Source organism: Fibrobacter sp. (assembly GCA_024398965.1).
In the GTDB taxonomy this organism is placed as follows: Bacteria; Fibrobacterota; Fibrobacteria; order Fibrobacterales; family Fibrobacteraceae; genus Fibrobacter.
This window is the reverse complement of sequence record JAKSIF010000030.1, coordinates 1-22,866: the sequence shown is the minus strand read 5'-3', so window position 1 is coordinate 22,866 and position 22,866 is coordinate 1. Positions and strand designations below refer to the sequence as shown.

Below are 22,866 nucleotides of genomic sequence, written 5' to 3'. Positions count from 1 at the left end.
GGTAATCTTTTCAAGAAGGGCTATTTTCGCTCTTTTTTTCAAAAAAAACATACCTATGGGTATGTTTTTTTTATTGCAAATAAAAAACTTTATGAAGAAAATCCAATTTTTAAGTATATTCAAAAGCAAAATTTAAGGAGTTACTTATGAAGAAAATGTTTTTGGCTCTTATGACCTCCCTGGCTCTGGCAAGCTACGGCTACGCCCAGGACGACGAAGAAGAATACGAAGAAGACGACGCCCCTGCCAAGGTTGAAAAGAAGGCTGCCGACGAAGAAGAAGAGGAGGAAGAGGAGGAAGATGAAGCTCCCGCCAAGCCCGAAAAGAAGAAGGAAAGCAAGCCCCGTGTTGCTACCAACGCTGGCGACGGCAAGTTCGGCTTCCAGCTGGATCTGATTGACGCTCTCGACAACAACGCTTCCCAGAAATTCTACATCACCTACAAGCTGGCTCCGGACATGGAACTCAGCCTTATCTTGGGTCTGTTCCTTGGTGGTGAAACCTCCGCCGAAGCCAACGGTGTCGAAGTCAAGGCTGGCGACGACTACACCCAGCTCCAGATTGGTGTCGGTTTCGACTATTTCGTAACAGAAAAGCTCTTGCCGATCTCTGTGGGCGGCGAATTCCTCTACTCCAGCTGGGGTGAAGACAACAGCCAGATCGACTTCAACATTCTGGGCGGTTTCCGCGCCAACCTGGCAAAGAACCTCTACCTGAACGGCAAGGTCGGCCTCGCATTCAACTACAAGAGCTGGAGCGAAAGCGACATCGACTTCTCCCGCCTTGACATCGGTCTCAAGACCGGAATCATGGTTGGCTGGTTCTTCATGTAATCAGGAATCACATTCCAACAATTTTAGCCGCTCCATTCGGGGCGGCTTTTTTTATCTATCAAGGGAGCAGGCGTTTAACCGGCCCCTACATATGCCTTGGCGGTCTATTACTCCGCAGGCAGAATAATTTCGATATGGCTAGTGCTCACGTTAAGGAAGTGTGTACGGAACAGGTCCTTTTCGTTACGGTCGCTAACCTTGACCTGGGTCACGGCGATAAAGTCCTTGTTTTCGCGGATGTAATCCGTAAGGCGTTCGTCACGAAGGGTGTCGATTTCGCCGGTAATGATAAAACTGTCAGTCCAAATTTTTACGAGCATGTCTTAAATATAAAGTTTTTTAACCTCCAACCTAGAGACAAATTCAAAATTAACGATTAAATAATCATTTTTTTGTTGTTTAATTAAAATTTGATAGTATTTTAATTTCGTAACCCTTTGAAAAGGAGTCTATTATGGCAACCAAGAAGATGATTAAGCCCCAAATCGGGCAGATGATGTACCATAATGCAGAATTTATGAATAGTGACGCAGGCCGTCCCCTTCGCATTTTGTCTGAATTTATCGGTCCTAGCCAAGTTTTCAACCAGGAAGACGTCAAGAACACCATCGTTTTCTTTGGTTCCGCACGTACACTCCCCATGAGCGAAATCAAGAAGCGCATGAAGGGTTGCAAGAACAAGAAGGAACTGGCCCGTCTCAAGTCCCTGTCGCTGGTAGCCGAATACTACGATGCCGCCAGAGAACTGGGGGCAAAGCTCGGCAAGTGGGCCAATAAGCGCAAAGACGGCTTCGCAGTCATGACCGGTGGCGGCCCTGGCATTATGGAAGCCGGCAACCGTGGCGCAAGTGACGTAGGCACCCCTTCTATCGGCTTGAACATCAAGCTGCCCTTCGAACAGCATCCGAATCCCTATATCGACGATGAACTGAACCTCCAGTTCCGTTATTTCTTCGTTCGTAAGTACTGGTTCCTAAAGATGGCTCGTGCCCTGGTCGTATTCCCCGGCGGTTTCGGCACCCTTGACGAAATGTTCGAAATGCTCACCTTGATTCAGACCAACAAGTACGCCCAGAAAATGCCTGTGATCGTATTCGGTTCTGAATTCTGGAAGAAGGTGGTCAACTGGGAATACCTGGCAGAAACCGGCATGATCAACAAGGAAGACCTGCAGTTGTTCCATTTCTGCGACTCTGTAGACGACGCCTACAAGATCATTACCTCCGCCTTGGAAGAACAATCCGCTTAAAAACTTACAATCAAATTATATTCAAACCGTCGCAGGTCTTCTATGGCCTGCGACTCTTTTTTTATAGAAGCAGATTAGCTATCTTTATGACATGATTCGAAATCTTTTGGCAGAAACATTGGATCGGGTTTCCAGAAACCTGTCACTGCGCCCCAACTACACCATGGAGGAATACCAAAGGTGGTTTGACCAGAATCCCGAATTTCTGCACAATGGTTCCGTAAGACGAATCGAACTCACCGAGCCTTTGACCCTTGAAGGCACAAACAATCTTTATCGCGCCAAGTATTGGCTGGAACAAAACGGCAGCAACGCCCATCTTGCCGAGCAAGAAATTGTCGTCAAGATTTGCAAGTACTGGGCTCGCCCCGGCAAAGATCGTATCCATCGTTTAAACGCACTGCTTAGCGCCTTCCAGGATGAAATACGAATCAACAACCTGATACACGCCACAAATATCGAAGGCGTGGTACAGAGCATGGGTGGTGGAATTGCAGGCAGGCACCCCTACCTGAAAATGGAATTCATCAAGGGATGTTCCCTGGACAAGACCTTTAAAGCAAACCTGACTGACGACGAGGTCCTTCACCGTATCGCCCAGATTGCCTATCTGGCAAACACCATCAGCCAGCTACACTACTACCAGGTTGTGCATAAGGATCTAAAGCCCAAGAACCTACTGCTTTGCCAAAATCCGGAACACAGAAACAACCACAAGATTCTGGTATGCGACTTCGGTTACGCCCAGGCAAAAATGCGCGAAACCGTTACAGAGTATGGCGGCCAGATGACACCCTGCTATAGTGCGCCGGAACAGGCCATTATGGGCGAGAACCTGTCCAACTCCGTAGACTACTTTAGTTTTGGAATCATCATCCATGAATTCCTGACCGGAAAGAAACTGTTCCCCAAGACCATGGATATTTTCATCGAAGACGGTTACCGCATTACCGACCGCTATCTGGAATATCTCAAGCACGGTCGAGAGAACTGTTTCCAGGACTCTAGATTCCCTGAGTTGACTCAGTGGATTGACAACCTCACCATCTTCGACAGTTTTGAACGAATGCAGAACTGCCCCAACCTTTTTACCATGGCTCATAAGCTTAGGGAAAGGGTCAATTCCCTTGGTTACAGGGACGTCAATACAGATTTCCTCTGGAACCAATTGAACGAATACGGTCGTCATTAAAAGAATATATATTCGCGGTATGGCAAAATCAGCAAACCGCACCACACGACTTTTCAAGCTCGCAGTAAAGACCCTTTTTAAGGGCATTCGCAGACTGACTCCGACTCAGTTTGTTGTACTCGTCTTAATCATTGGGATTGGCGTATTCAACGGAATCACCGGAGCCATGCCTCAGATCAAGCAGCACAATCGCGAAAGGAATATCCAAAAGACTTTCGACCAATGGTGGCAAGATGCTGGCGAAGAACAGTTCCGTTCCGTGGGTTTGGAGCCGACTCCTCAGCTGAAGAAAGAAGAATTTCAAAGCTACCGTGAAAAGTACCTTTCCCAAAATCCTTCCTATGTTGTAAAGGAACAGGTAAAAACCATGGCGCAGGAATACCGCCAGTGGTGGGAAATCCAGGGCGGCAAGGAACTTTTTATTCAGGAGCATGGCCGCTACCCTACGGAAGCAGACTTTAGAAACACCCTGGAAAAAAAGATTATCCAGTATACAGACCAGTTCGCTCGTTACAACATGGCTTTCGTTCCCAAGCACGCCCACTATGAACGACTCCTGACCAGCTGGATTTTATGCCCCAACATTCTTAACTATTTGATTTTCGCACCGCTGTTCCTATTTGCCTTCATCCGGATGCAGAAACGCTGGTCGTTGCCGGTGCTTACCGGGTTTATCGCCCTGTTTTCCATTTGCGGAGGCGTCGTTGCAGATTTCTTTGCCAGCACAAGTTTCTTCGATCATTACGCAGGTGAACGCTACATGGGCATGAGCCTGACTCTCGCCTTCATTCTTGGTGCAACAGCATTCGCCCCCAAAAAAGAATTGACCAGCCAGATTGTTACCGCAATCGCTGTCGCGGGACTGATTCTAGACGTACTCGTTAACTGGTTCCTGAATCCAGGCATTTTCGGATCTGTCGCCATTACAGAACCGGTCTGCTTTGGCCTGGGCGCTTTAGCGGGCGTCAAAATTGAGACTCGTCGCAAAACCCGCAAGGAAATCAACGCCGAAGCCCTGAGAGAACGGCTTATGAGCAACAGCAACAAGAATCCCATGGCCGAGCGAAAAGCAAAGACCAGAGCCCTTGTGGAAGAAGGTTTCAAGGCAGCCAAGGAAACTCAGTTCGAGAAATCCAAAAGCCTCCTAAGCCAGGCATTGACATCCCTTTTACAAGAAATTCCCGTGGACACCAAGCTGGTAAAAAGCGTTGCCGAAAGAATGGCAAGCCCATCACTTTACATTGATGTTTCCAGCATGCAATGGCTGGAATGGGGTGAAATGGCCAAGGCGAAAAACGCACCAGAAGCAGCTCTAATCCTGTTAAGAAAGGGTCTTTCCACAGAGAAAGACGCTTTCCTTGCAAGAAGGGCCTTGTTCACCCTTGGAGAAATCTGCGTTAACAACGAGATTGAATACAGTAACGGAATTCATTTGCTTGAAAAGGTTATTGCCATGAACGAAAACGATATGATGGCAAAGCAAGCAAGGCGAATGCTGGACGAGCATCAAAAAAAGAGCGATTCCTAGATAAACAAAAGGCCGACCCCATTCAGGGGCAGCCGTAATGTTGAAAACAAAAGGCCGACCCCATTCGGGGATCAGCCGTAATGTTGAAAACAAAAGGCCGACCCCATTCGGGGACCGGCCGCAATGTTGTAAACAAAAGGCCGACCCCATTCGGGGACGGCCGAAATGTTGTAAACAAAAGGCCGACCCCATTCGGGGACGGTCTTTTGTTTGGTGTTTTTTGGAGGAAAAAGTTAGCGGGTCTGGATGTAACGGCGGAGGGCAATTCCGTTTGCCTTGGTATATTCCACCACAACCACGCGGGATGCAGGCATCCTGTTCGGCTTGCGTTCTCCGGAGAACAAGGGACGGCCCTGCATGTCAAAGACGCGGTAGAAGCCGGCTTCCGCCTCGGTAGAAAGCTGCATACGGGCGCCGATGGCGGTAACGTCGCTGCTAGAAGATTCAGGATCCACAGATTCGCTGGAGGAACTTTCCGGCACTTCGCTGGAGCTGGATTCCTCTGCAGGCTCCTGAGAGCTGGAGCTTGCGGGTGCGTTGGGATCCGTTACCGTAATCTTGCCGGACTTAGAGAAAGTGGAGTCGTTACTGGTGGCGCTTACCTTGAAGGAGAACGCGCCTGCTTCCGTAGGAGTTCCGCTGATGGAAATCTTCTTGGCCGCGTTATCGATATCTGCAGTAATGCCCTTGGGGAAGCCCTCAGCCTTTACGGTTTCAGCACCGGTCCAGGTGTAGCAGAAATCAGTGATAGCTTCGCCAAGATTTATTGCCTGGCTAGAGGAACCAGCACCGCACTTAGTAATTTCAGGATAAGTCTCGCCTACCACTTCGAAGGTCACGAATTCAGACATGTGGGTAAGGCCGTTGTTGTCAGTGACGACGGCTACTGCAGAATAGACACCAGCGGAAAGGCCGGAGGCTGTTACCTGGAACGGTGCGGCAGTTGCAGAGCCCACCTTGTCGTTACCGATGTAGAAATCCACACTCTTGACGGAACCGTCACCAGCGCTCTTTGCAGCAGTGAGCAATACGGCGGCGCCGGCATCATATTTTGCGTTTGCAGCAGGCGCACTCAGCTTGACTTCTGCAGCCTTCTTGCTGATGCCGAAAGCCTGGTTGTAAGAGGGCATGGAACCGTAGCGGCCGCCTACACCGGTGAGCTTCGGAAGATCCGTGGGCAGGTTTGCAACAGTACGCTTTTCCCAAGAGTAAGAGGGATTGAATGTTGCTGCCTGAGGTACGCCCTGTGTTACAGTGCCGTTGTAGCGATGCTGCTGCTTGGTATTATCGAAAGTAACACCACTGAAATAAACGTAGCCGTTGTCGCCCCATTCAGCCAGGTAGCCGTTGCCATTCTTGATGTAGCTGTTTTCGTAGCGGACATAAGCCTTGGCCGTAGAGCTATGGCCATTGGCGCCAGCGATGAAGAAGCGGTTGCCGTCCACCAGCTGATTGTAGATATGCACCTGGGAGCCGTTAGTTTCGCCAGTAACCTTGGGAACGCGGCCATAAGAATTGTGCCAGTAGTTGTTGGCGTAAGTCAAGTGAGCGTCTTCCACAAGGGCCATGTAAGGGTCGGTGCCCCAGCAGTTGTATTCGTTGGCACCATCCAGATCGGTATAGCTAATGGTTGCGTTATCCACGAATTCCATATCCATGCCATCAGAAATCCACTTGTAGCTAATATGGTCTGCCCAGAAGTTCTTGATGTGGTGATCCTTGTCGCCGCTAGTTTCCAGGCCGTCGCCCGCTTCAATCAGGTGCGGGTTCACATCATAGATGGCCAGATTGCGATAGATGTTATTGTGGCCGCCTTCATTCCAGCGGTTATTGAGGGATGCGCCGCGAAGGTTTGCGCCACGGCCCATACCGATCAAGCTCTTGTTGCCCTTGATGGTAATCCAGTTGCTCCAGGACTGAAGATTGTCGCTTTCCTTCACGATTTCAAGGCCGGACTCGCCCAGAGAGGAGCAGGAATTTGCCTGGAAGGCGATGCGGTAGAAAGTATTAGTTTTGCCTGTGACCGCATTCTTTTCGCCACAGGTGGTGCGGCACCAGGTACGGCCCTGCCTGGTGGCTTCGGTAACCGCATTGCGGAACTGACGGAAATCATAAGTACCTTCGGGAACGAGAATGGTCACAGCATCATTGGACTGCAGGTACTTGCGGACTTCGGCAGAATCCTTCGCAATGACGATATTGCCCTTGTCGCCGCCGGTGGTTACAGCACCAAAGCCTTCGGCCTTCACATTCAAGTTGAAAAGTAAAATAGCGTTCTTGTCGGATTCGCTGCCGGTCCAGATCCACTTGGACTGAGTATTGGGAGCAAAACCGTTGAGGGCAGCTCCGCTAGGCATCTTGGTGTTGGCGTAAGTCAAGGTGGTAGCACTACCCCACTGGGAAAGGTCGCGGCCCTTGTTCTTCCAAGAAGTATTGCCTACGCTGGGCTTTGCCTTCCAGTCGCCGCCACTGTAGTAGGAACGGTCCAGGTCATCAATCTGCACCATGACGCCGGGAGCGCCAGCGCCATTGACGCCAACTACGGAGAATGCGTTTTCGCCAGGAAGCAAGGTCATGGGAATGAAGCGGACGCGGCCAGCCTGATTATCTTCGGCCAGCAAGGAACCGTTGTGGTAAAGGCGATAACCGCCATCTGCCACAATCCAAACACCGGGGCCCTTTCCTGCGTTGTAGGTGGCTGCGATGAGCTGAGAACCCACCTTGTCGCCACCGCCCAAATTTACATCGCCAGGAAGCGTCACCACTTCACTTACAGATACAGCGGCCTGAGACACTCCGAACGTACCGGCCAGAACCATACCTGCAACCATTTTACCCATAACACTCTTCATAAATACACCCAATCCTAGACAACGGGGCGGAATTGCCATAATTCTTCTAGGATTGCTTAAAATCTACGTTAAAAGAGGCCATTTTCCTATCTTTTTATCAGTCCATCACCATTTACCGTTGTTTCTAGACAACGGCAATATTATTTTCTCTATTCCATCTAGACGGCAATTTCTTACATTTTTAGCATGACCGAAACGCAGAAACAGAAAAAAGTCTTTGAGTACCTGGATTACAGGGAATTTTTGAAAGACTATTACAACCAGAAGAAGGCAGCCAACCCGGCTTTCTCCCTGCGCGTATTTTCTGACAAGATCGGTTTCAAGGCAAAGGACTTCATCAGCCGCGTCATGAACGGCGAAAAGAACCTTTCCACCCAGAGTATTCCCAAGGTGGCCTCCGGCCTTCGCCTGGGCAAGCACGAGACAGAATTTTTCGTAGCCCTGGTGGAATTCAACCAGGCGGAAACTACGGAAGACCGCGATGCCGCCTTTGGAAAGATGCAGGCGGTCCTCAAGGTCGTGCGTTTCGCAGAAAAGCAACACCTATTGGGACACGCCCAGTACATGATTTATTCCCACCCCCGCCATCTGTTTATCCGCAGCCTTATCGGCATGTTCGGATTCGACGGGGACTACGCCGCATTGGCCAAGCAGGTAAACCCGAAGATTACGCCAGACGAGGCGAAGCAATCTGTAAAACTTTTGGAAGAATGCCAACTCATCAAGAAGGATGAGGACGGCAAGTACATCCTGACGGAAAGCGCCATCACCACCGGTGACCGCACCTCCAAACTGGCACTTCGCGGTTACCACCAGAACTGCCTCAAGATGGGCGCCGACTCCATCGACCGGGACCCGCCGGGCAAACGCCACATTTCGGGCCTTACCCTGGGCATCAGCCAGGAAGGCTACGAACGCATCGTGGAACGCATCAACGCCTTCCGTAAGGAAATTGCCCTCATCGCCGAAGAGGACAAAGGCAGCGACAAGGTTTTCCAAATGGAATTCGCCCTATTCCAGGTGGGCGGCAAGGCGGACAAGTAGGCAACGCAGAACAAGCCCGCCAAAGACTTTTCTCTCTAATGCAAAAATCGCAGGTTCACCGCCTGCGATTTTTTTGCTTTTATCTAGATTCTAGGATTTTCCACAATCATCCACTTCTTTGCGGTATCTCTCAAGACTTTCTTTTTTTGCTTCGTCAAAAGCTTTATCGTATTCGCGATCCTTTTCCTGATAAGCTTCGTCCTTGAGGATTACGCCATTTTTGCAAATGTACTGCCAGATATCGTAAGGATTCTCTTCAGCAGGCATGGGTGCGCCATACAAGACAACCATATCAACATTTCCGGCAAATTTTTCTAGACAGGATCTCTTCGCAAAAGAGAATTTCTTTGCCACGCTAGTTTTCAAGACCTTTTCCACGCTGTCCCGAACTTCTTCGCGGGCAACCCCATCGGCTCTTGATTCGGGAGATCCCCAGGGAGGTTCATATTGAATCATTTCCCTAACGCCATTATGTTCCGCGCAAAGCGTTTCACCTCGAGCAAGAGCGGCCTCCCTATCCACTAGGCTGGAAGAACTATTCGGGGCTTCAATCTCAGGACTACTGAACTCTTCGCTGGAGCTGCTAACAGAAGAGGAACTTTCGTCAAAGACAGGCCCCGCGCCATAAAGGCACACGGGATCGCTTGATTCGTCATCGCTACAGCCGGCCCAAAGAAAAGCCACCACCATCAATATGCATTTGGTAATAAGCTTGCGGATTTTCATATTCCTAACCTCCGTTTGCTAAAAAATAACCTCATTCGTTGTCTATAGCAAAAATGCAAACGAAAAAAGCGACATTTCTGCCGCGTTTTCTCTAGATGATACAGGATGTTTTATTTAATACAGTCGTTGATTTCAGACTGATAACGGCCATCATTTTCGCAAAATAGATTTCTTAAACGAATCTAGGAAGAAATCACAACAAATCCCGCGGACAAGATAGCAGGAGCCCTAGGGAACGCAGATTTTCTGAGTACCCAGGACTTGATTGCCACGGTTTACCCGTACGATGTAGGCGCCCTTAGGAATTACGGAACCCACATTCAAGGAGGCGCGACTTCCATTTACCATCTGCCCAAAGACTACGTTTCCCTGCAGGTCAAAAACCTTTACCGCCTTTACACCTTCCGCAGGGAGCGTCAATTCCAGCACTCCGGCAGAAACAGCCATGCGGACTCCATTCGCAGAAACCTTTACTTCGGAAACAGCCAACGCGGAGGAACTGGACTCCTCAAGCTCTGCGCTGGAAGAAGATTCCTCAGGAATCAGCGAACTGCTAGATGTAGCGACAGAACTACTGGATACAACCGGAGTCTGGGAAGAACTAGACTCAAATTTAATAGACGAACTAGAAACGTTCACAGAGCTACTGGACGGCAGCACAGAACTGCTAGACTCTGCACTTACAGAACTGCTGGAAGCAACTTTGCAGGTTGTAACATTCACACCCTTTTGAGTGGTAAAGCAAGCATCATTGTTTTCTTCCATAATGCCATAAAGACTTACGCCCAAGTCCACGCCACCCCAGGACTTAAAGGGGCCATAGTTTGTTACGTTCTGTGAACCCGGAAAGGAATCGTCCTTCAGATGGGTCGCACTTTGCCCATCATAGAAACCAGTCACCTTGAGATTGCCGGCTTCCACCACGTCAATATGCTGATGAGCCGGATCGTCATTCAATGCGTCGGAATTCCAGGCATTCTGATTGTAGTCGATATGCCAAATCAAGAGACCGTGATTAGGCAAGCCCGCATCCCACTTGCTCTGCTGACGATTTTCGAGAATGAACCATTCGTTGTTATTTCCACTTACAGGAATCTTGATCGCCTTATTGGACTTATGCAAAGGTGCAACAGTTGTCACCTGCGCCTTCGTATCCAAATTTTCATAGTCCAGCCAGCCCATAAAGTTTCGTTCAAAGGCGCTGTAGTTGGGAGGATTCTTGCCGGAGTTATTATACATACCCGTCGCCATCACATCCCAGGCATGGGCGCCAGGAGACTGGTACTGGTTGTTGGTAAAGTCACTATAGCAATCGTTTGAGTAAACGCAATAGTGATCCATCAGACCCATGGAATGGCTGAATTCGTGGATCAAGCCTACGTAAGGATAAGTTCCCTGACTCAACAGGTAATAGGAATTAAAGATTTTTCCGCCAACGTTCAGGTTCGCTACACCATTCCAACGCAGTTCATAGTGATACCCACCTACACCACTGTCATCGTCGCCAGAATAAAAGACACCTACGGCGTCCACCTTTCCATCCTTGTCGGAATCATAGGGCGACGCATCGAAAGATGGATAACGATTCTTGATCGCATTTACCGCATCCACCACCAGCTTGTAGTCGGAATCCTTGTAGCTGGACAGGGAATTGCTTACGGAAACCTTGTAGATGTCAAAGGTCGGAACAAATCGACCGGAAGACTGGTCCACAAAATAATCCCTTACCGACCCCACATAACCATTGGCATTATAGCCTTCCTTATTCAACATCTGGTGGAATGTTGCAGAGTCAAGGTATTCCCGGCCACCGCTAGTTGTTACCAGAATAATCGGGAATCGGTTAGTGCCGTTGGCATGGGCCTCGGGACTGGGAAGACGTAACAAAGGGTGAACATCGTCGTTAACATCGGAACCGCCGGAAACATTTTCCGTAGGCACCCAAGGTGCTCGCTTCGGTGCCTGATGCTCCCTAGGTCGAACAAACCTGTCGGGATGCTTTTCGCGATGGGATTTGAGAACCGCCTCACGATTCAGCTTTTTCAGGAAGGCCTTTTCCTGGGCAGTTCGGGCATTTTCGTTCCTTGCCTTGTACTTGGAAGCCTCGCCCTGTTCATCGGCGTAATAGTAAACCTGATCGTCACCTTGAACCACCAGAAAGCCGTCGGAGGTTCTGGTAAAGCGATAATGTTCATCGCCACCCCTCTGGAGGGTTAGTTCGTCACCCTGGTTTTCAACAGTAAACGGGGCTGGATTTGCAGGGGCTGCAAAAGCCAAGCCAGATAGAATTCCTAATCCAAACAGCGACTTTTCAAGTACATCGAATTTCATATTCCTAAAAGTACCCAAAAAATGCAGGAAACGCCCCAAAATGTCTAAACATTCCGTGCAATAGTCGTGTTAATTCAAGAATTTTTCGTAAAAATTGCCTTTTCCGTAAAATTTCGCCATTTTATCTACATAAAATTACATCGCGGCACACGTTCTCAAAATATTTCTCACTTTTTAGCGGTTTTTGTACTATATTTGAGAACATGGAAAAGTTTGTCGACATCTACCAGTTCACCCATTTTAGAAAGTATCTGGAAGAATACCAGGCCGTCCGCGTAAAGACGGACCCCAAGTTCACCCGTACCGAGATTTGCAGTCTTCTTGGTTTGGAAAAGAGCCGCAGCTACTTTGCAGACGTTCTCAGAGGCAAGAAGGTGAGCCCCCGCATGGTGGCAAAGTTCATTGAAATCTGCAATCTGGACAAAAAGGAAGCCAAATACTTCGAGACCATGGTAAAGGTGGACCAGGCAAAGACCGACGCCATCCGTAAAGCAGCCATGGAAGAACTGCTGCAGATGCATCCGGACCCGAAGTGCATTTTGAACACCGACGCCTACGAGTACTACAATCACTGGTACAACAGCGCCCTGTTCGCTATCCTGGACGCCATGGACGTTGACGACGACTTGACTCCCGTACAAAAGAGGATTTTCCCGAAGGTCACCTTGGGCAAGTTGAAAGAAAGCCTGGACCTTCTGCAGCGTCTGGGGCTTGCCCGCAAGAACGAGGAAGGCTTCTGGAAGCCAACCCAGGAATCCATTTCCAGCGGGCCCTACAACAATGCGGAACTGATCAAGCAGTATCAACTGCAGTGCTTTGAACTTTCAAAGCAGGCGCTAATGACTCCGCCCAAGGCACCGACAATCATGAGCACCTTGACTTTCAGTATATCCAGCAACGCCTATAAGGAATTGGAGGAGGCGGTGCAGGAATTCAAGGCAAAGGCCCGCCGGATCATTTCCCAGGACAAGGAAAAGGCCGACGGAGTCTATCAGCTGAATTTGCATATGTTCTCAAATCTTGAGAACAACGGGGGTAAATAATGAAATTACGAATCATGAATTACAAATTACGAGACATTTGTAGTTTCGTTGCGGGTTTAAGCGCTGCGGGTTTGAGTCTCGCGGGCATCGTGGGTTGTTCCGACAACAATCCAAATACCGCCGGGGTTTTCACCGAAACGGAATCGGGCCAGCAAGCCTCCATCAACGAGGACGGCGACAAGGTCGTCAATGTAAACGGTTGCTCCACCAGCATTCCCAACAATCTAAAGAAGCAAACAGCCTTTGGCAACGGACTTGATGAATTTGGCAATTCCAATGAAATCGCCTGCATCACTTACGACCGCGACTACACCATCATTAACGTAAAGGGATCCGCGGTTGACGAAAACGGGAACGCCATCAAGAACGTCCGAGTGTCCCTAAAGAGGGTGGAATCCGAGTATTCCGGCAACTCCGTCACCCTGAAGGAAACTTCTACGGATGCTAGCGGCAACTACTCCTTCAAGGACGTTGTTTACAAGGCCACCTATACAGGAGTCATTCCTGACAAGCTGGACTTTGAACTGGATGAAAAGGGTTTGCCAGTAGTTTACTACAGTTACACCTTGCACATCGAATCCGAAGATAAGGCTTTAGCTAGCTACACTTCGCTAGACCTGAGAAGTGCAGAAAAGGTCACCGAAGACAAGAATACATACCGTAAGATTTCTGAACAGGAACTTCATAAGACTTCCAGCGAGAAGATTCATTTCGACAATGATTTTTTCAGCGTGGGAAATAAGGTCTGTCTAGATTACACAGAAGCCTGCCACACCATTACCTCGCAGGATTCTGCCCAAGGATCCTTCCTGATGGAAGGAATTCCCGAAGGCGCCTACCAGAACCTCTGTAAATACGAAGCAAGCCTCACTGGTTCTGCAGAAATCACATGCAAGACTCTAGACAATTCCGTCATCTCCGGCACAACAGCAGACACTCTTGCATTCACTCTTCCCGATGATGCTGGCATTCTGCTGGATTCCCTGAGCGAAAAATCTCTGGAACATTTGATTGTTCCCGTTTCCGGCAAGAACATCTCTGCAAATACATTGTTGGTAAACTCCAACAACATTTCCAGACTTACAGCCGCCAACGGAAAGGGCGATGGCTTCAGCTATTGGGCGGAAATAAACTTCCCCGATGGATCCGATAAGGCATCTTACAGTTTAATTGATGGTACACCTACGGGAATCAGCAGCAACATCCTGCTGGCAGAAAAATCCCTGCAGAACACCACCATCGAAAAGGGCTACGGCTTCCTGCAGCAAAGAAACATCGGCTACAGCTTCAAGTTTTCCTTTGACGGAAGCAAGTCCGATACCGCTGCGGTTCTGTTCAGCACCCTTGAAGAAGACTGGAACGGAGAACTGCATGGCTTTGACGTTCGTCAGTGCGAAGCCGGATCAAAGGATGTCTGCACCAGGATTTACTCCCGAAAGGCAAAAGAAGACACCACCTACGAAAACCTGGCATTCTCCGAGACGACCACCCTTCTGGACGGAGACCAGCACCAGTTCGCCATCGCCCTGGTGGGAAATCACCTGACCCTGGCTGTAGACGAAGAAATCATTCGCGACACTGACCTAAAGCTTTACCAGTACCACGAAGCTTACGTTTCCAATGGCAGGGAAAATTTCGTTACTGCAGGTGTAGTGGAATTACAGGATTTCGTCGCCTTCAGAATAACTAGCGACATCAAGAAGAGCAAGGACACCAACTGGAACCGCCTAAAAGCCTGGCTGGTGGCACATCAGATGCTCAGCAAGTAAAATTCTTCTCTCTCTAAACGAAAAAGGCGACCCTCGGGCCGCTTTTTTACTGGATCCTTCTCCGCTCAGGATGACATATACCTATTCACCAATTACAAACTGCACGTATAGGCGCAGCAGCGTGTCGCCCCACAGGTAAATCACAGGAGCGGCAATGGCCAGAAACGGACCGAAGGGAATCTGGCCCGGAGCGTCGGCGGAATCATCCACCACAGCCTTCGCGGCAACCTTCGCTTGCATCTTGGCGTAGGGGATCATGACGATAATTCCAATAACTGCGGCAATCACTAGAATCATGGCGGCAGATTGCCATCCCATGAGGGCGCCATAACCGGCCAAGAGCTTTACATCCCCAAAGCCCATGGCATCTTTCTTAAACACCTTGCTTGCAATAAAGCCCAGAAGCCAAAGGCCACCGCCCGCGGCAACTGCACCAATCAAGCTCTGGAGCGGGGTAATTCCGCAAGGAATCAAGGAAATCAAGAGGCCCGCCACAATGCCGCCAACGCTCATGGAATCAGGAATTAGTTTGTACTTAAAATCCACTACACATACCGGGTAGGCCCCAAGCAAAAGCCAGAACATGGCAAGGCCATCGGCCCACACCGCAGGCGCCATCACCGGGGCACTGAAAAGTTCAGGAACCACTGAGCCATAGTTCACCGCCACCGCAGCAAAAAGGGCCAAAGCCCCCAGCAAACCGCACAAAGCCTCCCCGATAGGGTAGATGATGTTCAAAGGCTTATGGCAGCAAGCCGTTTTTCCTCGCAAAATAAACCAGCCAATGACCGGCAAGTTCAGGTAAATCGGGATATGCTTCTTGCACAAGGGGCAGTGGGATGGGGGATTTACGAGGGAAATTCCCCTAGGCATACGGTACACAATCACGTTATAAAAACTGCCTACACAAGCCCCAAAAATGAAAAAAACGCCTAGCCAATACCAAAGTGGAATAAGTTCCATAAAACAAAATCCTTCAACAAAAATATTCAGGTACCCATTTTCAATAAAAAAGATAAATTATAACTGGGAAATCATATAGAATATTTTTCAATTTGATTTTACTGAAGGGTGGAGTTATGAGAGAATTTAAGTTTCTGGCAATATTTTTGGGTTTAGCCGCCCTTTTATCCCTTGAAAGCTGCTCTAGGGAATCTTCAGTCAAGGAAAATGTCAACCTAAAGAACAACCACTCCCGAGTCTTTGCTCAGAGAGAGGCTTTTGAAGACCCGCAGGCCTTTGCGGATTCCATTGCCAATACCGCCGTAGACAAGGCGGATACCATCCCCGACACCCTGACCGTCACGGTAAACGACACCATCTACCTGATGGGCATCCTCCCCCGCAATGTGGATAAGATTTACAGGTTTCAGTGGAACCTAACCAAGAGCGACGGCAAAGACACCGTCATCATTGGCGACAATATCAAGCCCCAGGCCTGGAAATACGCCAAGCCCGGCGTTTATTATCCCAAGTTCATCGCCTTCGACGGAAACAACGCCACGGACACCGCCGGCACCGACACCAAGCGAGCCTACATCCGCGTTATCGACACCAAGCCCCAGTTGAACGTTCCCAAGGACACCCTATGGACAAGCCACGACGGAAACATCACCTTCCCCATTACCGTAAGCGACTCCTTCGGTAGTATCGCAAGCATCAAGGTGGACCTTGACGCCAGTGGTAAAGAAGCTGCCCAGAAGTGGAAATACGAGACTCGCGAAGGAAACGACTCCCTTTACTTGACAATCAAGAACGACTCCTCCAAAATCGATTCCCTCGGCAACCAGAAAATCTATGTCATCGTCAAGGACGATGATGATAACGAAGTCACCGACAGCGTAAACCTGCATTTCAACAGAATCCCCAAACTGAAGATTCTCTATCCTCAGGATGGAGCCCGCCACAACATTGCCGACCGATTCTATTTCTACTACGAAGCCGAGGACGCCGACAACCCCCAGAACCTGCAGTACTTTATTTACGCCCAGGTATCACCCAACGGTCAGCCCCCGCAAAAGGCGTTCACCCCGGAAGACCTGATTGCGGCAGAATTCACCTCCAACATTTTTGAACCTATAACCTCTGACGGAAGAAACGTCATTACATTGCTCAACGACCCCAGCAAGGAACTGACCGGAAGAATCTACTGGGACATGTACGTCTTCGACGGCTACGACATTACCCACATGGAACGAATCAAGGTTTCCGACGGCGTTTCCCGCCACTGGAGCTTCTATATCGGAGACATCAAATCCAGCAAGGGAAAATTCACCGGCGTCGCTAAATACCAGGGTCGAGACAACCACTCTGGCATCCGCGTCGAATTCAACGACGGCAACAAGATTTACGACGGCATGACCGACGCCAAGGGTAACTACACCATCCAGGTGGACCCGGGCGCATTTACCGTCAAGGCTCATTCAGATTCCCTGAAGGAATTCGGCTCTGCAACCCAGAAAGATTTATACATCGAATCCGGCATTACCGTGAAGGTAAAGGAACTGGTATTAAAGGACACCGCATCGCCCCTTCTTCTGGTCAAGAATCTGGACACACTCTCCATAAGAGATTTCGTACAGACCATCTACGCCAGAGACCTTGGCGCCTACGTCAGTTCCGTTACAGGATCCATTGACGGTGCGGAACAGAAAATCGGTTGCAGCGCCAGTGCAGACAGCGCCGTATTCAACTGCTCCATGCCCTTAAAGGACAAGTCTTCGAATCCTCTCACAGACGGAAGCCACAAGCTGGAATACTCCGCAACGGACAAGGCCGGCAACAAGACCTCGCTGAAGCAGGATATTTTCATCAAGGCTACAACTTTGACACTGAACGTCAACGGAGTTCAGAAGCATAAGATTGGTTCTGCCGGAAAGCTGGAATTCAACGCCGTCGTTGGCAACGCCTATCCCGCCGCCGATTCTGTTACATGGAACTGGAAACTTGACGGCGCCGCCATTACGAAAAAGACCAAGGTGGAAGAGGACGGCTCTACAAAACTGGTCCTGGAATACAAGGATGTTTCCTCGGCCGACCCCGACATAGACTACCTCATGACCGCCAGCTACAAGAAGAACGGCGCGGACCTGAGCGCCCAGGTAAAGTTCGGCATCCTTGGCGACAATCCAGCAATCATCTTTACCGAGCCGGGCTTCCAAAATACCGTCACGCTGAACGACCCGCTTCACTTTGAAGTCGTCACGTTCATGGGCGTTGAAAGTAGCGAGCTTACCGTCAGCTGGAACTGCGGAACAAACCTTAGTGAAGGATATACCTGCCCTACCACGGAACAGTCCGGAGACCTGGCATTTAACAAGTTTGGCGAACACCTCGTTGTCGTTACGGTTACCGACGACAAGGGTTTCAAAAACAGCGATACGGTCACTGTAAACGTCATAAGCGATCCTCCAAGTATCAAGGCCAGCACCGGTGAAAAAGCAAGTGCCTATAAAATCAACAGCAAGGTTCAGGTAAGCCTTGATGCAAGCGACAAGTACGGCACCGTGAATATGTTCAAGTGGGCCTGCGACAACGGAAACCTGTTCGACTTTACCAACGACACGACCATTACCCCGGCCAAGTCCGTAAGCGACTTAAAGATTACCATAACCTTGCCGGGTCAAGAAACAAACAAGTACCGCTGTATTTTCAAGGCCATCGACGACGACAAGGAAGAAAGCTCAGACACCCTTACCTTCGCAACCCTTCTGGACATCCCCACAATCCGTCTTGCAACAAAGACAGACACAGTCAAGATCAATAGCAACGTAAAGATCAAGGCCATCGCCAACGATGAACTGGGCTACATCACCCAATACGACATTGCCTGCGATGAAAGCCTATCCAGCCTGAAGAATCCTGATTGGACAGTTATGCCGGGAGCCGAGACAACCGTACGCATGCCCTCCACCGCCATGGACAAGTACTACTGCGTTGTCAGAGTAACCGACGACGACGGCAATACCGCCAAGGATACAGCCCTGTACAAGACTGTAGTTGGCAGGCCCACCGTAACCGCCTCCATCAATCACAAGACCGTCACCATCAAGGACGAAGTGGAACTGAACGCCCACGCCCAAGATTCACTTGGATCCATCGTCAAGTACGAATGGGGATGCGGAGCTGCAGAGGCAACCAACATCGGATTCACCTATTCTTCGGCAACTACGCCAAAGACAACCATGGTCATGCCCTCCACCGCCATGGACAAGTACCTGTGCATTATCCGCGTTACCGATGACGACGGCAACACCGCCAAGGACACCGTGGAAACAAAGGTGATTGTGGCCCCGCCCACCATCGAGGTTGTTAACAAGAGCCTGATTATTCGTGAAGGCTACAACATCACCTTGAACGCAAGGGCCAGCGACAACAACAACCTTCCCTCCGACCCTGGTGAAATCGTCAAGCGAGAATGGAGCTGTGGCAAGCCGGAACAAATCGAAGCCAACTGGAAAACCGTAGCATCCTTCGACACCGTATGGAAAGCCCCCGCACCCCAGGCAGACTTCATCTGCATTGCCCGCGCAACAGACAACGACGGCAACCAGGCCGCAGACACCATGACGTTCACATTCTCCACAGACCTTCCCATTATCTGGGTCAAGGACGAGCTGGTATACCTGAACAAGGGCGACAACTTTGTACTTGGCGCAACGGTCAACGACGTCTGGCAGGGCATCAACTGGTTCAGTTGGGAATGTATAAACAAGGCTACCGGAAAGACCCTTGAAAGTTCCGTGCCCAAGTACAGCTACAAGGAAAACGGAAAGAGCTTTACCGTGCCTAAGGATTCCAGCTACACGCTCAAGGGCGTAGACATGTACTGCATTGTTTCCGCCGAGGAAGCAAGCACCAGGGCGACATTCAAGGACACTACAGAAATCCGCATTATGGAACAACATCCAGAAGGCGTCATTTCCGCGGCAGATACGGTCTACCTCTGGAGTGGCGATGAATCCGTCGATGACGAAGCCCTGTACTTCTACAGCAAGGACTGGAACGGTTCCAGTTCCAAGCTGGGTGAACTAGGCGACAAGAACAATCAGGACTTCTGGTGGAAATTCAGCAACGTAAAGAATACATTCTACCAAGGAAATCCCGACGGTTCCCTTGACACCAGCATTGCGGAATTCAACAGCGCCTTCATCCGCAGCAACTTCGAAGGCGAAATGACAATCACCTTGGATTACCGCGACAGCACAACGACATCGCCTTCTTACGGTTTCTACAGTCGTCACCGCGCTAATGAAGTTTCACGAAAGGTCTACTTCCGTAAGGCATGGCAAAACCTTGCAAAGGATACCGTTCTTAAGACAACGGCTTCCAACACGGCGCCAGCACAAGTCATTGTGAATGGTAATCCGGTTATCGCCTACATGGCCGACGCAACCACGCTGAACGTTGCCGTAATGAAATCGGGCAAATGGACGACTCTTGAAAAGAGCACCGCCGACTCTGTAACCGCCATCAAGATCGCAACAAACGGAACCGACCTGTTCTTTGGGCTTCTGACCGCAAAGAACGACCTGCACATTTTCAAGTCTGCAGGAGCTTCTTCTGCATTGGCTGGCCTTGGAACCATAAGCGACGTCTGGACAGCACGTCTGCTGTGCAACCCAACGTCCAAGGAGCCCGTTGTTGTTTACAACACCAAGACCGACAAGTTGAACTTCATTGCAGTTCAAAACGGAGATTCCTGGAAGAGTTCTGCAACAGCCCGAAAGAACGACACCGTAAGAAATCCCCAAACCGGCAAGGACGAGACCAGGCCGCGCAAATTCCGCGAGATTGAAGCCGCATTCAGCGAAAACGGAAAGCTTGTAATTGTCACCGTAGACACTACGGCAAATTACTCCGCCTACTGCACCATACTGAGCAACGACTACTCAAGCGCAAGCAAGATGTCCCAGATCGCCAACGACTTCAGCGGCATAAACCTTGTTGCCGGAAATGGCAAAATCTACATGGGATTCCTTAACAGGAACGTGGAAAAATACGGGCCCTATGTGTACGAAGGAACCGTCGGAACCAATGAAGTTTCCTGGAACACCTCCGGAATATTCGGGAGCGCCTTGTTCGAGGGTTATATCGCCTACCATATCAGTTTGGCTGTCCATAACGGCATTGTTTACGCCGCCATCGACGATAATGGCTACCCCACACTGTCCCAGGTACACGTTTTCCGTCTAGAAGGCAAAAAATGGCACTTCCACGGCGAAAACCAGTTGCCCTACTTCAATACAGTTTTCTACTATAAACACAATTACTTCTTGCGTGGTCACGCACCTCAGCTAGCCATTGATGGCGAAGGAAAGGTATACCTCTCCATGCTGGCACGAGAAAACGCAGGAGGATCAGGAAATAACAACGGGCCTATTATTATGAAATATGTGGCCGACTCTTGGGAGATACACTAATGAATATTGAAATCGCTGCAATCTGTGACGCCGCAACCGCTAATGGCATGGGTGGCCGTCTGAACATCCTCGGTGCATTTGACCGCATCTTCGCCCAGCAGTTCCCGCTGGTAATCCCGCAGTGCTCTGCCGCCTTCCGCATTCGCTATCAGCGTTCCGAAGTTGGCGTTCACGAACTGAGTCTGGTTTTCGAAGACGTTGTCGGTGAAGCAGTCGTCCCCCCGATGCAGTCCAAGATTCCTCTGGAGCCGGTGGCCCAGGGCTTCGACACTGCCGCAGTGAACCTGGTTCTCAACCTGCAGCGTCTGCCCATCAAGCGCGCAGACAAGTACATCATCCGTCTGAACGTCGACGGAGAAGAACTGATCAGCCTGCCGCTGTACGTTGTAACCGCCCCTCAGCAGAACCGTCCGGTAGCACAGGGCGAACAGAAGATCGAAAATAACGACGTAGACGGCAACGCCTAGTCAAAGCCAGTTATCGTGGCCAGCGAGCCACAGCAATACAAAGGGATGCCGATAAGTCGGCGCCCTTTTTTTCGTTTTGGATGTTCGGATAAAAGGAACGCACCGCATCCGGCGAAAGGTCTACAAAATGAACCTGGTGATTTGCGGAAGCCAGCGGGTTCTCCATGACACTGCGGCCAAGGGCGTCGGTAAAGAAACTTCCCCCAACGCACTTGAACAAGGCTTCCTTGCGGCACCAAAGACGGAAAAATTCCGCAAGTGCAGAAGGCTCGTCAGAAGAATAGCCTGCGTCCAGCCCTCTAAGATATTCCACCTCCTGAGCGCTAAAGAACCGCTCCGCCACAGGAAGACGCCTAGGTGAATGGAATTCCAGATCAACCCCCACACGAACATCGGGAGACTGCGTGTAGGCAACAACGCAAAGCTTGCCCGAGTGCGTCCAGTTCACATCCAGATCAAGCTGCGGAAAACAGGGGCGCGGGTCGAGTTCAGTCTGGACGAGGTCCGCGGCCGAAACAGGACGGCCGGTTACCTCGGACAATATTCTGAAAATGACCTCCCTATGGGAAACTTTCGGGAATGCAGCAAGATGCACCACCCCCAAGGGCGTTTCTACATCAAGGCGTTCAATGTTCACAAGGTCTGTCATCAACACAAAAGATAATTTCTAGTTTAATGTTATGTTTGTGCGCCCGTCCAAAACAACCAGCAAGAAACGTTCGGCCATCGTCCTGGCTGGGCTATCCCTCGGGATTGCCGCAAGCTTCATTGCAGGCTGCGCCGACATCAACAACAGCTGGGAAGTCAAGGGCGGCGGGTACTTCAAGTACACCATAGACGGCGAAGGTCCCTTTACCATCGACCTGGCCAAGAACGACGTGGAGCCCCCTTTCTACGTCAACAACATGCACCACTACTTTTTCTTCAGGACCCGAATTGAAGAAAGCAAGCGAGGCGACCAATTTTCCATCCTGGTAAACAACCCTAGCACCAACGGAAATCTCCAGCCCGTCGAAAGGGCCAGCGTCAACGGAAGATACCAGAATGTTTCCTGGATGCGTCAGGAGCACTCCATTGAAGCCCCTATCATTCCCGACAGCAGCTACCTGCACTTTGATGAAATCATCAACGACTCCTTATGGACTGCCGACGTGGAACTGTACTTCAAGGACTGCAGATCCGGTACCTGCCGCGACAGCCTCCCCCCGGTTCATGTCAGCGGAAGACTCCGCTACTGGGTACCTGAATCGGAACGATAAAAACCATCCTTTTTTTAAGAAACGTCCCTTGACAAGGGTTCCAAATCATACTATCTTTGGGCTACCTTAATGGTCGATTAGCTCAGTTGGTTAGAGCGCTACCTTGACATGGTAGAGGTCACAGATTCGAGTTCTGTATCGACCACTGAAA

At 50.0% G+C, this 22,866-nt stretch carries 16 protein-coding genes and 1 tRNA gene; 11 read left to right on the top strand and 6 right to left on the bottom strand.

Translation table 11 applies throughout. From position 1 onward, the window contains the following. Positions 1 to 146: 146 nt before the first annotated feature. Positions 147 to 833: a hypothetical protein gene (locus MJZ26_11030; GenBank protein MCQ2106312.1), complete on the top strand. Its 687-nt coding sequence runs from the start codon at positions 147 to 149 to the stop codon at positions 831 to 833. A 107-nt stretch (positions 834 to 940) separates the two neighbouring features. On the opposite strand, the gene MJZ26_11025 is transcribed toward MJZ26_11030, so the two are convergent. Next, a complete protein-coding gene (locus MJZ26_11025) occupies positions 941 to 1,153 on the bottom strand; it encodes a hypothetical protein (protein MCQ2106311.1) in 213 nt (70 codons plus the stop codon). A gap of 134 nt (positions 1,154 to 1,287) precedes the next feature. On the opposite strand from MJZ26_11025, the gene MJZ26_11020 reads away from it, so the two are divergent. The 3 genes from MJZ26_11020 to MJZ26_11010 all read left to right on the top strand — a co-directional run bounded on the left by MJZ26_11020 (position 1,288) and on the right by MJZ26_11010 (position 4,802). Further along, complete coding sequence (locus tag MJZ26_11020; protein MCQ2106310.1) at positions 1,288 to 2,082, top strand: TIGR00730 family Rossman fold protein; 795 nt, start codon at positions 1,288 to 1,290, stop codon at positions 2,080 to 2,082. 91 nt (positions 2,083 to 2,173) lie between these two features. Then, positions 2,174 to 3,274 carry a protein kinase gene (locus MJZ26_11015; GenBank protein ID MCQ2106309.1) on the top strand — a complete coding sequence of 367 codons (1,101 nt, stop codon included), beginning with the start codon at positions 2,174 to 2,176 and terminating at the stop codon, positions 3,272 to 3,274. A 19-nt stretch (positions 3,275 to 3,293) separates the two neighbouring features. Then, entirely contained in the window at positions 3,294 to 4,802 is a 1,509-nt protein-coding gene (locus tag MJZ26_11010; protein ID MCQ2106308.1) for a hypothetical protein, read from the top strand. 233 nt (positions 4,803 to 5,035) lie between these two features. Here MJZ26_11010 and MJZ26_11005 read toward each other — a convergent pair whose 3' ends face one another. Continuing rightward, the gene (locus tag MJZ26_11005) at positions 5,036 to 7,654 is read right to left on the bottom strand and encodes an Ig-like domain-containing protein (GenBank protein ID MCQ2106307.1); all 2,619 of its coding nucleotides are present in this window, start codon (positions 7,652 to 7,654) and stop codon (positions 5,036 to 5,038) included. 186 nt (positions 7,655 to 7,840) lie between these two features. Here MJZ26_11005 and MJZ26_11000 point away from each other — a divergent pair, with 186 nt between their 5' ends. Further along, entirely contained in the window at positions 7,841 to 8,698 is an 858-nt protein-coding gene (locus MJZ26_11000; GenBank protein MCQ2106306.1) for a TIGR02147 family protein, read from the top strand. Positions 8,699 to 8,788: 90 nt separating this feature from the next. On the opposite strand, the gene MJZ26_10995 is transcribed toward MJZ26_11000, so the two are convergent. Beyond that, positions 8,789 to 9,424, bottom strand: a complete 636-nt coding sequence (locus tag MJZ26_10995) for a hypothetical protein (protein ID MCQ2106305.1) — start codon at positions 9,422 to 9,424, stop codon at positions 8,789 to 8,791. Positions 9,425 to 9,652: 228 nt separating this feature from the next. Continuing rightward, entirely contained in the window at positions 9,653 to 11,755 is a 2,103-nt protein-coding gene (locus MJZ26_10990) for a M6 family metalloprotease domain-containing protein (GenBank protein ID MCQ2106304.1), read from the bottom strand. Between the two features lie 203 nt (positions 11,756 to 11,958). Here MJZ26_10990 and MJZ26_10985 point away from each other — a divergent pair, with 203 nt between their 5' ends. Together MJZ26_10985 and MJZ26_10980 are read left to right on the top strand one after the other, a co-directional pair. After that, positions 11,959 to 12,798 (top strand): TIGR02147 family protein, encoded by an 840-nt coding sequence (locus tag MJZ26_10985; protein MCQ2106303.1) that lies wholly within the window; start codon positions 11,959 to 11,961, stop codon positions 12,796 to 12,798. A gap of 14 nt (positions 12,799 to 12,812) precedes the next feature. After that, positions 12,813 to 14,567: a carboxypeptidase-like regulatory domain-containing protein gene (locus MJZ26_10980; GenBank protein ID MCQ2106302.1), complete on the top strand. Its 1,755-nt coding sequence runs from the start codon at positions 12,813 to 12,815 to the stop codon at positions 14,565 to 14,567. Positions 14,568 to 14,648: 81 nt separating this feature from the next. Here MJZ26_10980 and MJZ26_10975 read toward each other — a convergent pair whose 3' ends face one another. Continuing rightward, positions 14,649 to 15,440, bottom strand: a complete 792-nt coding sequence (locus MJZ26_10975; GenBank protein MCQ2106301.1) for an A24 family peptidase — start codon at positions 15,438 to 15,440, stop codon at positions 14,649 to 14,651. 206 nt (positions 15,441 to 15,646) lie between these two features. Between MJZ26_10975 and MJZ26_10970 the strand changes: the two genes are divergently transcribed. Together MJZ26_10970 and MJZ26_10965 are read left to right on the top strand one after the other, a co-directional pair. Next, a complete protein-coding gene (locus MJZ26_10970; GenBank protein ID MCQ2106300.1) occupies positions 15,647 to 20,989 on the top strand; it encodes a hypothetical protein in 5,343 nt (1,780 codons plus the stop codon). Then, positions 20,989 to 21,456: a hypothetical protein gene (locus tag MJZ26_10965; GenBank protein ID MCQ2106299.1), complete on the top strand. Its 468-nt coding sequence runs from the start codon at positions 20,989 to 20,991 to the stop codon at positions 21,454 to 21,456. The genes MJZ26_10970 and MJZ26_10965 overlap by 1 nt, the downstream gene beginning before the upstream one ends. Positions 21,457 to 21,466: 10 nt before the next feature. Here MJZ26_10965 and MJZ26_10960 read toward each other — a convergent pair whose 3' ends face one another. Then, positions 21,467 to 22,093, bottom strand: coding sequence for a 4'-phosphopantetheinyl transferase superfamily protein (locus MJZ26_10960; protein ID MCQ2106298.1), 627 nt, complete (start codon positions 22,091 to 22,093; stop codon positions 21,467 to 21,469). Between the two features lie 49 nt (positions 22,094 to 22,142). Here MJZ26_10960 and MJZ26_10955 point away from each other — a divergent pair, with 49 nt between their 5' ends. Together MJZ26_10955 and MJZ26_10950 are read left to right on the top strand one after the other, a co-directional pair. After that, complete coding sequence (locus MJZ26_10955) at positions 22,143 to 22,715, top strand: hypothetical protein (protein ID MCQ2106297.1); 573 nt, start codon at positions 22,143 to 22,145, stop codon at positions 22,713 to 22,715. A 71-nt stretch (positions 22,716 to 22,786) separates the two neighbouring features. Beyond that, a tRNA-Val gene (locus MJZ26_10950) sits at positions 22,787 to 22,860 on the top strand. Positions 22,861 to 22,866: the final 6 nt, after the last annotated feature.